The organism is Alteriqipengyuania lutimaris (genome assembly GCF_003363135.1).
GTDB lineage: Bacteria > Pseudomonadota > Alphaproteobacteria > Sphingomonadales > Sphingomonadaceae > Alteriqipengyuania > Alteriqipengyuania lutimaris.
In genome coordinates, this window is the sequence record NZ_QRBB01000001.1 from 1,708,533 (window position 1) to 1,721,087 (window position 12,555).

A 12,555-nucleotide genomic window follows, 5' to 3' on the forward strand; every position below is an offset into this window, starting at 1 on the left:
TCAGGCGAATGCGGACCGCTTGACGTAGCCCGAAGGCCCATCGGGGCCGAGGCATCCCCACACCCAGGTCGTCGTCACGTCGAGCGCCTGGAATTGCGTGCCCGGTTCCAGGGTGACGATCACGTCGTCCTCGGCCTGGGTGGAGCGAACGAGCGCCGCGGGTGCGTCGCCGATGTGCATGTCCGTCGGCACGGCATAGTGTGCGACGAGGAACCGGGGGGCCAGTGCGATATGCGCCAGATCCCGCCGCAGGGGCAGCGTGCCCTTTTCCGGCCAGTCGACCGGGCCGGTCAGGCCGAGCTCGGCCCGCTGTTCGGGAATGGTTTGCGGATCGTTCACTAGGGCTTGTCGACTATCATGCGCTTTTGCGGCGCGCTTACCCTGTGCGCGCCGCGCTAACAACCTCAACACCTATAATCGTCCTTTGCCGGGTCGGACTTATGCGCCGAAACGCGCTCGCAGCATGTGCCAGCTTGCACGCAGACCGTAAGCTTCGCCGCCCTTGGGCCGCCCCGGTTTCGCCGCCGGACGCCAGCCATAGGTATCGAAATGCGCCCAGTCCAACGGCGTACCGTCCTTCGCCTTGCCCACGAACTTGTCGAGGAAAAGCCCCGCGACGCTCGCTCCCGCAAATCCCGTCTTGTGCGCATTGACGCAATCGGCGAGCGGGGATTCGAGCCATTCGACGTAGATCGCCGGCAGCGGGAGGCGCCAGGGCTCGTCGTCGTGCTGTCTGCCTGCTTCGATCAGCGCCTGCGCGGTTTCGTCGCGCCGCGTCATCAGAGCGGGGTAGTCGGGGCCCAACGCCACGCGCGCCGCGCCGGTCAGGGTCGCAAAATCTATGATCAGATCCGGATACTCTTCGCTCGCGCGGTCGAGCGCGTCGGCCAGGATCAGGCGCCCCTCGGCATCGGTGTTGGTGATCTCCACGGTCAGGCCCTTGCGGCTCTTCACGATATCGCCGGGCCGCAGCGAATTGCCCGAGATGGCGTTTTCGACCGCGGGCACGAGCAGGTGAAGGCGCACGGGCAGGGCATGTTCCATCACCAGCTTGGCCAGCGCAATGGCATGCGCGGCGCCGCCCATGTCCTTCTTCATCAGCGCCATCCCGGTGCTCGACTTGATGTCGAGACCTCCGGAATCGAAGCTGACGCCCTTGCCGACGATCGCGAGCACGGGTGTGTCCTTCGTGGCCGCTTTCGGGCTCCACGTCAGGTGGATGATCCGCGGCGCATGCTCGCGCGCCGCCGCGCGACCGACCGCGTGGACGAGGGGGTATTCCTGTTCCAGCTTGTCGCCGCGTGTCACTTCGAGAGAGGCGTTGTGCGCCTTGGCCAGCGTCTCGATCTCGGCCTCGATGCCTGCAGGGCCCATGTCTTCGGGGGGAGTGTCGACCATCCGGCGAACCAGATTGACCGCCTCCGCCTCGGCGATGGCGGGATCGATCGCCTTGGCATTCTTGGTCAGGAGCACGCGCGGACCGGCGGGCTCGGCATCGCTGCGATAGGCTGTGTTCTTGTACTGCGCCGTCTGCCAGCCGTGGAGCGCGGGGCCGGGCTCTCGGTCCGCCAGGCGATAGGTGCCTGCGGGCAGCACTTCGGCGAGCCGCGCGAGGCACCAGCTCGACAGGTTTTCCGGATCGGCGACGCCGCCTACGGCGAACCATGGCGCATCACCGCCAGGGGTCGCGGGGACGATCGCGGTTTCGTACCCCTTGCCGGTGAATCCTTGCCCATCGAGCATCGCGCGCTGCGTGTCGCTGAGCGTTTTTGCCCAGTCGGCAAAGCCGGATTCGTTGACGAGTTGAAGCTCGGTTGCGTTCTGTCCCTTATCGGGCTGTATCAAAGCGGTCTTTGTCATTGTATCGTGCATGGCGATGATGGCGCCTCGGCTCAACCGGATTCGCGCCGCGACAAGGGAATAGATTATTGATGGCCGGAAGTTTCACGAAGCTTCTGCTTGCAACCTGCGTGACGCTTGCCGCGTGTAGCTCGCCCGAAGAGCTCGAGAAACAGGCGGGGGTGGAGGATGACGAGACCTCCGCAACGGCGGGCAGGGGTGACGCAGCGGTCGCGACGCCGACCTCCACGCAAAGCGCCGCGCGCGAGATATCCGAAGAGACGGACCTCTACGCCTTCTCCTTCGCCTATCCCGAAACGCTGGGATCGATCCCGGCGCTCAAGGACCGGCTGGATGAGCAGGCCAATCGCGAGGAAGCGGACCTCCAGCGCGCTGCCCGCGATGCGAGTCGCGAAGCGCGCGAGGAAGGTTTCCCCTATAACCGCTACATGGTCACCATCGAATGGCGGCTGGCGGGCAAGACCGACGACTGGCTGAGCCTGGTGGAAAGGGGCGCGACCTATTTCGGCGGTGCGCACGGCAATTACGGTCTCAGCAGCGTGCTCTGGCACAGCGGTGCGCAGCGCCTGCTCGAACCCATCGTGCTGTTCGAATCGCAGGACGCGCTGACCGAGGCGCTCGGCACGCGGTTCTGCGATGCGCTCGATGCGCAGCGCATGGCGCGCCGCGGGGGCGAGGCGAGCGATAGCGACGACATCTTCGATCGGTGCCCCTCGCTCGAGGAGCTGGAGCTGGTTCTGCTGACGAACGGCAGCAGGTTCGACCGGCTGATGCTCTATGCCGCGCCCTACGTCGCCGGCCCTTATGCCGAGGGCGATTACGAGATAGAACTGAGCGTCGACGATGCGATCCGCGCAGCGGTGAAGCCCCGCTATCGCGATGACTTCGTATCGTAAGCTCGCTTTTTTCGGCTTTCATGCATATCTAGCGCGCCATGACCGAATACCAGACCATCGAAGACTACGATGCCGACGTCTATCGCGACGGCACCATCAAGCTGCACGGCCCGGAAGGGTTCGAGGGCATGCGCAGGGCCGGGCGGCTGGCGGCCGACATCCTCGACCAGATGCCTGAACTCGTCCAGCCCGGGGTGACCACGCAGAGCATTGACGACGCGATCCGCACCATGATGCTGGATGCAGGCGCGGTGCCCGCGACGCTGGGCTATCGCGGCTACACCCATTCGAGCTGCATCTCGGTCAACCATGTGATCTGCCACGGCATCCCAAGCGAGAAGACGCTGAAGGATGGCGATATCGTCAATATCGACGTGACCCCGCTGCTCGACGGCTGGCACGGCGACACCAGCCGCATGTTCTTTGCGGGCGATCCGCCGCTGAAGGCGACGAAGCTGGTCGAGGCGACGCACGAGGCGCTGATGATCGGGATCGAGGCGGCATCGAAGCCGGGCGCACATCTCGGCGATGTCGGCGCGGCGATCGAGGCGCATGCCAAGAAGCACCGCTATGGCGTGGTACGCGAATTCTGCGGCCACGGAGTGGGGCGGCTGTTCCACGACGCGCCCGAAGTCGTCCATGTGGGCGTTGCGGGTACGGGTCCGGAGCTCAAGCCCGGCATGTTCTTCACCATCGAGCCGATGCTCAATGCGGGCAAGCCATGGGCGAAGGTGCTGGGCGACGGCTGGACCGCGGTCAGCCGCGACAAGTCGCTCTCCGCCCAGTTCGAACACTCGCTCGGCATTACCGAGGACGGGGTCGAGATCTTCACGCTGAGCGCGAAGGAGCGGCACAAGCCGCCTTATTCGTAATTGTTTCTCGTCACACCGGACTTGATCCGGGGTCGTGCTTTTCTTCTGCTGCGCATCAGCAAGCCTTGCCCCGGATCAAGTCCGGGGTGACGATAGTGTTCAGTCGCGCGCGGCCCGGATAGCCGCCCCAGCGGCAAAGGGCGCGATGGCGCACAGCACCAGGCTGAACGCGGCGGCGAAGAGCGCTCCGGAAATATCCTCGCGCGCCAGATGCCCCGCGCCGAAAATCACCAGTGGCACCGCAATCGGTGCGAGCAGCAGTCCTGCCAGCGCGGTGCCTGCACGCAGGCTCGCGAGCAGCGCGGCGGTGATGAGGCCGATGGCGGCAAGCCCTGGGGTGCCCGCCACCAGGCTGACGAATAGCCGCCAGAAGGTGTCGCCAGTCAAGGACAGCAGCGCGGCAGCGGGCAGGGTGGCGATCAGGATCAGCGGGCCGAAGCTGAGCCAGTGCGCCACCAGCCGCGCGGTCATCGCCACTTCCTCGCTCACACCGCGAAGGCGCAGTTGATCGAACACGCCAGCCTCGCGGTCGGCGGCCACCAGCCGGTCGAGCGGGAGGATGCTGGCGAGCAGCGCCGCGACCCACAGCACCCCGCCGCCGGTACGCGCGAGCAGCGTCGGTTCGGGCCCGACCGCGAAGGGGAACAGCACCGCGACCAGCAGGAAGAAGATCAGCGGCAGGAAGGCCGAACCGCGTGCGCCACCCGGCAGCAGGATTGCGAGATCGCGACGCAGCAGGATCGCGAAGGCTCTCATGCTACGTGCTCCGCCAGATCGAGCACTCGCGCGGGCAGGTCGACCGGCTGGTGCGAGACGAAGACGCACAGGCCGCCGCTGTCGCAATGGCGGGTAACGAGGTCGACCAGCATGCCCTGCGCGGCGCTGTCCAGCCCCGCGAAAGCCTCGTCGAGCAGCCAGATCGGGCGATCGCGGCACAACAGACGCGCGATCACCGCACGTTGCTTCTGCCCGGTCGAGAGATAGCCGACGGGAATGTCGAGCAGCTCACCGATGCCCGTAGCCGCTACAGGGCCGGACGGGTCGGCGCGCCCGTCGAGCCGCTGCCAGAACCCCAGCGCGTCGCCCAGCGTGCGGTCCAAGTCGAGCGCGTGCCTGCCATCGACCAGGCCGACCTCGTCGCTGCGCTCGACTTCGCCCGCGAAGGGCCGTGCGAGCCCTGCGAGGATGCGCAGCAGGCTCGTCTTGCCCACGCCATTGGGCCCGCGCACCTGCAGCATGTCGCCGGGGCCGAGATCGAGCGTCAGCTTGCGGAACAGCAGCCGCTCGCCACGTCTGCAGGCGAGGTCCGTGGCTGAGAGGCGGGCTTGCATGGCTGCGCGGGTTAGGCGAGGGGGCGGCTCACGGCAATGTTTTCAGGCGAAGAAAGGACATCCCCATGGCGGTCGAGAAACTGAGCGAGGAAGAGCGCAAAAGCTGGCTGGATGCGCTCGACGGCTGGGAGATGGCGGAAGGCCGCGACGCGATCGAGCGCACTTTCAAGTTCAAGGATTTCAGCGAGGCCTGGGGCTTCATGAGCCGCGTCGCGCTGATCGCGGAGAAGCACGATCACCATCCCGAATGGTCGAATGTCTACAACACGGTCGAGATTGCGCTGACCACGCACGATGCCGACGGCCTGTCGCACCGCGACGTCAAGATGGCGAAGGCGATCAACGCGCTTTGATCTTCGCGCTCGGGCGGGAGGCGACCGGTTCGCGCTAGCGAACTCTCGAATTAACGCCCGCCCATCGTTCCCGCGCCGCGGCGCACCTGCTTGCGCATCTGGCCGGGCAGCCAGCGGGCGGCGAAGGCGGCGCGCTTGGCGGTCTTGCCGACCAGCGTATGCAGCTTGTCGCCGTGCACCGCGTTCCATGCAGCTTCGCCGACATCGGCGACCGGGGTGATCTCCAGCCCGGCGGCGAGCACGCGGTCGCGGATCGCCTCGTTCGACTGGGAATTGGGCACCTTGTCGATCAGCGGGGTCTCGATGAAGCCGGGCATGATCGAGCGGACCTTGATCCCGTGCTCCGCCCATTCGCCATCGAGGCTTTCGGTGATCGCGCGCACGCCGAACTTGGTCGCGGAATAGACGCTCGCGCCCGCAGTGCCGTAAATGCCCGCCGCGCTCGCGGTGTTGAGCAGGCAGGATCCCGGCGCGCTCTTCTTGAGGTACGGCAGCGCGGCCTGCGCGCCGAACAGAACGCCTTTGAGGTTGATGTCGAGGCAGCGCTCGATCTCTTCGACGCTGGTGTGGTCGAGACTGCCGCCCAGCGGGATGCCTGCGTTGTTGGCGACAACGTCGATCCGCCCCCCGCACGCCATGGAGAAGGCGTCGAGCGCTTCGTCCCATGCCGCACGGTCGCGCACGTCGAAGGTGTGGGCGAAGGTGAAGCCGTTGCCGATAAGGTGCTCGGTCTTGCCCATGCCGTCCGCATCGACATCGCCCAGCCCGACGAACCAGCCGCCCTCGGCAAAGCGCTGTGCAATCGCGCGGCCAATCCCCGATGCGCCGCCGGTAATGAAAATCGCCTTCTTCATGCCATCCCTGATCGCTCGTCCTGTGTCGCTCCAAACGAAAGGAGCCGCCCTCGACTAATGCGAGCGCGGCTCCCTGTCACCTAGCGCGTTTGGCGCATCACTTGACCGCTTCGGACAGGCCCTGGACGAAGTCCGCACCTTCCACGATCTGCGCGGTGGACTGTTCCACCGTGTCGCGGATCGGCTCGGCCCGGCCGCCGAGGCAGGTGGCGAGGAAGTTCTCGGTCACCGCATTGAAGGCGATGTTGTTGGCGGGCTTGGCGAAGCCGTGGCCCTCGTCCGGGTAGAGGACGTAGGTCACCGGGATGCCCTTTTCCTTCATCGCATTCACGATCTGGTCGCTTTCCGCCTGGTTGACGCGCGGATCGTTGGCGCCCTGGCCGATCAGCAGCGGCCGGACGATCTCGTCCGCCTTGTAGAGCGGGCTCGCGTCGATCAGCAACTGCTTGCCTTCGGGCGTGTTGGGGTTGCCCATCCGCTCGTGGAACTGCGATATGATCGGCGCCCAATAGGGCGGAATGGTGGACAGCAGCGTTTCGAGGTTGGAGGGGCCGACGATGTCGACGCCACAGGCGAAGGTTTCGGGCGTGTAGGTCAGGCCGACGAGCGTCGCATAGCCGCCGTAGGAGCCGCCCATGATCGCGACCTTGTCTTCGATGGCGATCCCCTCGTCGATCGCCCAGCGGGTCGCATCGATCAGATCGTCGTGCATGGTCTTGGACCATTGCAGGTTGGACGCGTTGATGAAGTCCTTCCCGAACCCGGTCGAGCCGCGGTAATTGACGCTCATCACCGCATAGCCGCGGTTGGCGAGCCACTGGTGGTAGCCGTTGTAGCCATAGCCGTCCCGCGCCCACGGGCCGCCGTGGACCAGCAGCACCATCGGCACCGCCGCGTCGGGCTTGCCGTCGCCATCGCTGTCGCTGCCCGGTGGCAGGGTGAGATAGGAGGGCAGGGTAAGCCCGTCGCGGCTTTTCAGCTCGAGCGCGTGCATCGGCTGGAGCGGCGCACCTTCGAGCTCGGGCCGAGTGACGTAGAGCTGGGTGAGCGTGCCGGCTTGGCGATCGTACAGGTACGACTTGGCGGGCGCGACGACGGGATCGTTGCCGACGATCCACTTCGTGTCGTCCTCGGTCCGCGAATTGATGCCGAACTCGCCTTCGAGATTATTTTCGAGGAAGCTCAGCGCCTCGCCGATTTCGGGATCGAGCGCGGTCCATTCGTTCTTGAGGTAATTGACCGAATAGGCTTCGATCTCGCCGGTTTCCTGGTCGCGGATCGTGCCGCCGATATCGGCCTTGTCGTTCTCCGCAATCACCCGCTTCTCGCCGGTTTCGACGTCCATCGCGATCAGCGCGGCGGTGTTGCGACCGCGGCTGTCGACCCAGTAGAGCGTCTTGCCGTCGGTGGTGAACCCAGCCGGATTGGTGGTGAGCGAATCCTCGAGGCCAGTGCTGCCGAAGGGCTCCTCCTCGACGTCGTTGTCCGTCACGCGGAAGAAATCCATTCCGCCTTCCGCGTTGGGCCGCAGGGCGAGGCGCACGTCGAGGTTGTCGTCGGCCACGAACCCGGCGTAGCTCTCGTTCTCGATCAGCATGGTCAGCTCGCCCGTGTTGAGGTCGAGCATGTGGACGTCGTGATATTGCGGATTGCGGTTGTTGAGGCCGACGAGGATCTTGTCCTTTATCCTGTCCGATCCACCGACGAGCTGGACGCGCGTGTTCTCGAAATCGGTCAGGGTCGTCTCGGCTCCGGTTTCGACATTGATGCCGTAGAGCAGGAAATTCTCGTCCCCGCCCTTGTCTTGGATGTAGAGCAGGCTCTGGCTGTCGGGGGCCCAGAAATACTGGCGAATCGGGCGGTCGCTGGCCGTGGTCATGACCTTCGCATCGTCGAGGTCGTCCGCAGGAGCCATCCAGACGTTGAGCACGCCGTTCGAGGGCGCGAGCCAGGAAATCCATTTGCCGTCGGGGCTGATCTGGCCTGAGGCCTTGGTCGGATTGCCGAACAGGGCTTCGCGCGGGATCAGGGGTGCCGAAGCGGCGGGGTTGGTTGCGGTCATGCTGGGATCCGTTTGTGCGCCAAGACTAAGTGCGCCAGAATTTTGCGCAATCGAAGGCACGGCGGCTAGCGCGAGCGCGCTTGCGGCGCAACCGAAGGTCAGAATCGAGCGGCTTGCGACTTTACGACGATGGAACATGGAAAACTTCTCCCCGATAGTGAATGCGGTGATGGTAAACCACCCTTGTCACGGTGTAAAGGGACATTGACTGCAACGAGCCCCATGCGCGGGTGAGTGGATAGCGGCCCCAGGGTCGTTCGGCTCTTCGAGATTGCATTCCTTCGGCAGCACGGTCGGCAATCGAGGTCGGTCCAAACCTAGGCAAACCACTCGGGAAAATCGCGGAAACCTTCCAGCCTGTTGTTGTGGAACCGGGCGATGAATGCGGTTTCGGTCCGTTCGTAATATTCGGGGTGCACGAACAGGCCATTGCAACCCTCGTCGTCTGCGGGGAAATATTGCTTCCTCGCCACGGTAAATTCGAAGGCGGCCCGATTATCGACCGTCCGGATAAGGTTGATTTCCTTGACCCTGATCGGTTCTGGATCGAGCTTGCCTCCAGACAGGCGGAACTCTTGAAAGAAGAGGTAGGTGTAGAACACGCCCCATACATTCTTCGAGACCGGATAGTCGGAGTCGACCTCGATATCGCGCGCATCGACCCAATCCGTGACAGCATCCGCCGACAGCGCGGGAGCTTCGTTCATAAACGCGACCAGCTCATGAATTTGCTGTTCGCATTCCTTGCGCCGAAAGGGTTTCGGCTTCACCGTGGGGCGCACGGTGCAGGCTTGTGCCCATGAAGGTGTGACAAGCACTGCGCTCGCCACCCCGATGCCCAGAAGTTCGCGGCGTCCAATCACGGCATTCCCCCCGACCGTGCACTATGCTTCGAGACTGGCAGGCGATTTTCTAGGCTGCAATGGTGTTGTTCGTGATCGGCTCCATGGACGGTGCTCTTTCGCCGGCTTTCGAAGGGCCCGTTACAGCGTAGGTACGTAATATGCGTGCCACGTGAAGACCGCCATCGCGCCGCGATGCGGGCGCCAGTCCTCGGCGATGGCGCGGGTTTCCTTCTCGCTTGGTGCCTCTTCCAGACCGACGATCTTGCCCGTCGCCTTCTGCACGGCGAGATCGCCGGCAGGCCAGATGTCGGGGCGCCCTTCGGCGAACAGCAGGTAGATTTCGGCCGACCAGCGCCCGATGCCCTTGATCCGCGTGAGCTGCGCGATCGCCTCCTCGTCGTCCGCCGGGAGATTGTGCAGGTCGAGCTCGTCCGCCGCCACCAGTTCGCACAGCGAGCGGGCATAGCCCTGTTTCTGGCGCGACAGGCCGCAGGCGCGCAGTGAATCGAAATCCGCATCGACGATGCGATCGGGCGCCATCTCGCTGCCGATCTCTGCCTCGAGCTTGGCCCACACGCTGTCCGCCGCCGCCACGCTGACCTGCTGGCCTACGATCGTACGCAGCAGCGTGCGATGTCCGCGTTCGCGAATGCGCGGCTCTGGATAGCCCGCGATCTCCAGCGCGCGGGCGACGCGCGGATCGTCCTTCGCGACCGCGTCGAGCCCGTCCCTGATCTGCTGTGCACTCAAACCCATCGTGGCTCCTTCGCTTGCCATTGTGAAACGCACCTTTTAGCAGCCTCGTCAATGGTGGGCCGAAGGCGGCTCTTGCGACGCGAAAAAGGATTGCCAATGCCCAAGCTTACGGTGGTGGACCGCAGCGGAACCGAACGCATGATCGAGGTCGGCGACGGCCTGACCGTGATGGAAGCGATCCGCGACAATGGCTTCGACGAACTGCTGGCGCTGTGCGGCGGGTGCTGTTCGTGCGCGACGTGCCACGTCCATGTCGATCCCGCCTTCGCCGACAAGCTGCCCGCGATCAGCGAGGACGAAGACGACCTGCTCGAAAGCAGCGACCACCGCGTCGAAACCTCGCGCCTGTCGTGCCAGATCGAGTTCACCTCCGATCTCGACGGGCTGAAGGTGCAGATCGCGCCCGAGGACTGATGCACTGCGGCGCAAGATCGCATTGCGCCTCGGATAGTTTATCGCGGTTGCTGGAATGCCTCGCCCGGCGCTAAGCGGGAGGGCATGACACCGCCTGCACCGCTTCCCCGCGCCCTCGACCTCATCGGCAACACTCCGCTCGTCCGGCTCGAAGGGCCGAGCGAGGCGGCGGGCTGCGACATTTACGGCAAGTGCGAATTCGCCAATCCGGGTGGCTCGGTGAAGGATCGCGCGGCGCTGTGGATCATCCGCGATGCCGAGGCGCGCGGCGCGCTGAAGCCCGGCGGCACGGTGGTGGAAGGCACGGCGGGCAATACGGGGATCGGGATCGCACTGGTGGCCAATGCCCTCGGCTACAAGACCGTGATCGTCATGCCCGACAATCAGAGCCGCGAGAAGATGGATACGCTGCGCGCGCTGGGCGCGGAGCTGGTGCTGGTCCCGCCGACCAAGTTCGCCAATCCGGGGCACTTCGTCCACACCTCGCGCCGGCTGGCGGAAGAGACCGAGGGTGGGGTCTGGGCCAACCAGTTCGACAATTGCGCGAACCGCAAGGCCCATATCGACAGCACCGCGCCCGAATTGTGGGACCAGCTCGAAGGGCGGATCGACGGCTTCACCTGCGCCGCAGGCACAGGCGGGACGATCGCCGGGGTGGGGCTGGGCCTCAAGGAAAGGGACGAAAAGGTGCGCATTTCGCTGACCGACCCTCACGGCGCGGCGCTCTACAATTACTATGCGCATGGTGAATTGCAGGCGGAAGGGTCGTCGGTCGCCGAGGGGATCGGGCAGGGCCGCATCACGGCCAACCTCGATGGGGCACCGATCGACACGCAATTCCGCATCTCGGACGAGGAGGGCCTCGCGTGGGTGGCGCGGCTGCTGAAGGAAGAGGGGCTGTGCCTCGGCCTGTCATCGGGCATCAACATCGCGGGCGCGGTTGCGCTGGGCAAGCAGCTGGTGGCAGACGGACGCGAAAGCCCCAGAGTGGCGACGATCCTGTGCGACAGCGGCTTCCGCTATCTCTCGACGATTTTCAACGCGCAATGGCTGCGCGAGAAGGACCTGCCCGTGTTCGATTGGCTCGCCGATTGACCTGAGGCGCACACGGGCTAGATTCCGTGGCGATGGCGCTCATCCCTCTCCACCCCCGCTCCACGTCGGATGAACCGCGCGGCGAACGGATCGATTCCGAAGTGGCGCAGCGGATGCGCGTGGGGTTCGGAGGAATCCTGGTCGTCATCATCGCGGTGAGCATTGCGCATGTGATCACCACCCGCGCCTTGCAGAACGAGGAAACCGCGGTCCCGCAAGCCGCAGCGACGGTCGAGCCGAGCGCTTCGCCCACCACCAGCGACCCGGTGAGCGATGCGGGCGTCGTCCCCGATCTGCCCGAACAGCCCGAGGCGGAGCCGGTGCCCGAAGGACCGGTGCTGCCCGAAACGGGCGAGGGCGTGCCCCTTGAATAAGCACACGCGGGCCACCGGCTTCGCGGGAATGGCGATTGCCGGCGTGATGGCCGCGCTGCTGATGGCGGGAACGCCCGGGGCGCCCGAGGCGAAAGATACCCGCTTCGGCCTGATGAGTTCGCTGCCGATCTATCGCATGCCGCAGGCCAGCGTGGCCGATGCCCTGGTGGTCGGAGGCGATGCGACCGGTGTGCACTGGCTGCGCCGGGTGGTGGAGGCGAACAACAGTCTCGACCCGGTCGACATGCTCGATCCCGCAGGCCTGGCGCGCCTCGACACGCTGCTGCTGATCCAGCCGCGGGCTCTGACCCCGGCGGAGAATGTCGCGCTGGACGACTGGGTGCGCGCGGGCGGCAAGGTGCTGCTGGTGGCGGACCCGATGCTGGTCAGCGAACCAACCTTCGCGCTGGGCGACCCGCGCAATCCGCAGGCGATCGCGGTGAGCGGGCCGATCCTCGCACGCTGGGGCCTGACGCTCGAAAGCGAGGTCGATGCGCGGCACCGGGCAGACCCAGGGATCGGTGGGGACGATCCGGGGATCGAGCGGGACGGGACGCATCGCCACGCAGACGACGAGATGCTCGATCTCGAAGGGGCCACGATCCCCGTGACCCTGGGCGGGCACTTCGCCCTGCGCGCCCCCGCGGGCGGCGCTCCGGCGGATTGCGAGCTGCGCGAAGCGCGGCTGATCGCGGTTTGCGATATCGGGGAAGGGCGCGCAGTCCTCTTGGCCGATGCGACCATGTTCGAGCGCTCTCCTGCGCCCTCCGATGCGCCCGATGCATTCTGGGCTTTGATGGGGATGGTGCGGGACGAACCGGGCGAATAGAGCTCGAGACGCCG

The 12,555-nt window shown here is 65.5% G+C and carries 15 protein-coding genes; 7 read left to right on the plus strand and 8 right to left on the minus strand.

From position 1 onward, the window contains the following. Window positions 1-339, minus strand: a complete 339-nt coding sequence (locus tag DL238_RS08065; protein WP_115491784.1) for a hypothetical protein — start codon at window positions 337-339, stop codon at window positions 1-3. A 99-nt stretch (window positions 340-438) separates the two neighbouring features. After that, window positions 439-1,860, minus strand: a complete 1,422-nt coding sequence (locus DL238_RS08070) for a leucyl aminopeptidase family protein (RefSeq protein ID WP_115491785.1) — start codon at window positions 1,858-1,860, stop codon at window positions 439-441. 71 nt (window positions 1,861-1,931) lie between these two features. Between DL238_RS08070 and DL238_RS08075 the strand changes: the two genes are divergently transcribed. Further along, a complete protein-coding gene (locus DL238_RS08075; protein WP_115491786.1) occupies window positions 1,932-2,756 on the plus strand; it encodes a DUF4163 domain-containing protein in 825 nt (274 codons plus the stop codon). 38 nt (window positions 2,757-2,794) lie between these two features. Then, window positions 2,795-3,628: a type I methionyl aminopeptidase gene (gene map / locus DL238_RS08080; protein WP_115491787.1), complete on the plus strand. Its 834-nt coding sequence runs from the start codon at window positions 2,795-2,797 to the stop codon at window positions 3,626-3,628. 99 nt (window positions 3,629-3,727) lie between these two features. Here the strand turns inward: map and DL238_RS08085 are convergent, their stop codons facing one another. After that, a complete protein-coding gene (locus tag DL238_RS08085) occupies window positions 3,728-4,384 on the minus strand; it encodes a heme exporter protein CcmB (RefSeq protein ID WP_115491788.1) in 657 nt (218 codons plus the stop codon). Next, window positions 4,381-4,959 carry a heme ABC exporter ATP-binding protein CcmA gene (gene ccmA, locus DL238_RS08090; RefSeq protein WP_115491789.1) on the minus strand — a complete coding sequence of 193 codons (579 nt, stop codon included), beginning with the start codon at window positions 4,957-4,959 and terminating at the stop codon, window positions 4,381-4,383. The genes DL238_RS08085 and ccmA overlap by 4 nt, the downstream gene beginning before the upstream one ends. 65 nt (window positions 4,960-5,024) lie before the next feature. Between ccmA and DL238_RS08095 the strand changes: the two genes are divergently transcribed. Beyond that, a complete protein-coding gene (locus DL238_RS08095; protein ID WP_115491790.1) occupies window positions 5,025-5,312 on the plus strand; it encodes a 4a-hydroxytetrahydrobiopterin dehydratase in 288 nt (95 codons plus the stop codon). A 50-nt stretch (window positions 5,313-5,362) separates the two neighbouring features. Here DL238_RS08095 and DL238_RS08100 read toward each other — a convergent pair whose 3' ends face one another. From DL238_RS08100 to DL238_RS08115, 4 genes are all read right to left on the minus strand, one after another. Further along, window positions 5,363-6,166, minus strand: a complete 804-nt coding sequence (locus DL238_RS08100) for an SDR family oxidoreductase (RefSeq protein ID WP_115491791.1) — start codon at window positions 6,164-6,166, stop codon at window positions 5,363-5,365. Between the two features lie 97 nt (window positions 6,167-6,263). Beyond that, window positions 6,264-8,228 carry a S9 family peptidase gene (locus tag DL238_RS08105; protein ID WP_234031015.1) on the minus strand — a complete coding sequence of 655 codons (1,965 nt, stop codon included), beginning with the start codon at window positions 8,226-8,228 and terminating at the stop codon, window positions 6,264-6,266. Between the two features lie 317 nt (window positions 8,229-8,545). Then, window positions 8,546-9,091 (minus strand): hypothetical protein, encoded by a 546-nt coding sequence (locus DL238_RS08110; RefSeq protein WP_147291000.1) that lies wholly within the window; start codon window positions 9,089-9,091, stop codon window positions 8,546-8,548. Between the two features lie 120 nt (window positions 9,092-9,211). Continuing rightward, the gene (locus tag DL238_RS08115) at window positions 9,212-9,829 is read right to left on the minus strand and encodes a DNA-3-methyladenine glycosylase family protein (protein WP_115491794.1); all 618 of its coding nucleotides are present in this window, start codon (window positions 9,827-9,829) and stop codon (window positions 9,212-9,214) included. 96 nt (window positions 9,830-9,925) lie between these two features. Here DL238_RS08115 and DL238_RS08120 point away from each other — a divergent pair, with 96 nt between their 5' ends. The 4 genes from DL238_RS08120 (at window position 9,926) to DL238_RS08135 (ending at window position 12,541) form a co-directional block, all read left to right on the plus strand. Beyond that, window positions 9,926-10,243: a 2Fe-2S iron-sulfur cluster-binding protein gene (locus tag DL238_RS08120; protein WP_115491795.1), complete on the plus strand. Its 318-nt coding sequence runs from the start codon at window positions 9,926-9,928 to the stop codon at window positions 10,241-10,243. An 84-nt stretch (window positions 10,244-10,327) separates the two neighbouring features. Next, window positions 10,328-11,338, plus strand: coding sequence for a cysteine synthase A (locus tag DL238_RS08125; RefSeq protein ID WP_115491796.1), 1,011 nt, complete (start codon window positions 10,328-10,330; stop codon window positions 11,336-11,338). 32 nt (window positions 11,339-11,370) lie between these two features. Next, window positions 11,371-11,712: a hypothetical protein gene (locus DL238_RS08130; protein ID WP_115491797.1), complete on the plus strand. Its 342-nt coding sequence runs from the start codon at window positions 11,371-11,373 to the stop codon at window positions 11,710-11,712. A 28-nt stretch (window positions 11,713-11,740) separates the two neighbouring features. Then, a complete protein-coding gene (locus DL238_RS08135; protein WP_115491798.1) occupies window positions 11,741-12,541 on the plus strand; it encodes a DUF4350 domain-containing protein in 801 nt (266 codons plus the stop codon). Window positions 12,542-12,555 lie beyond the last annotated feature (14 nt).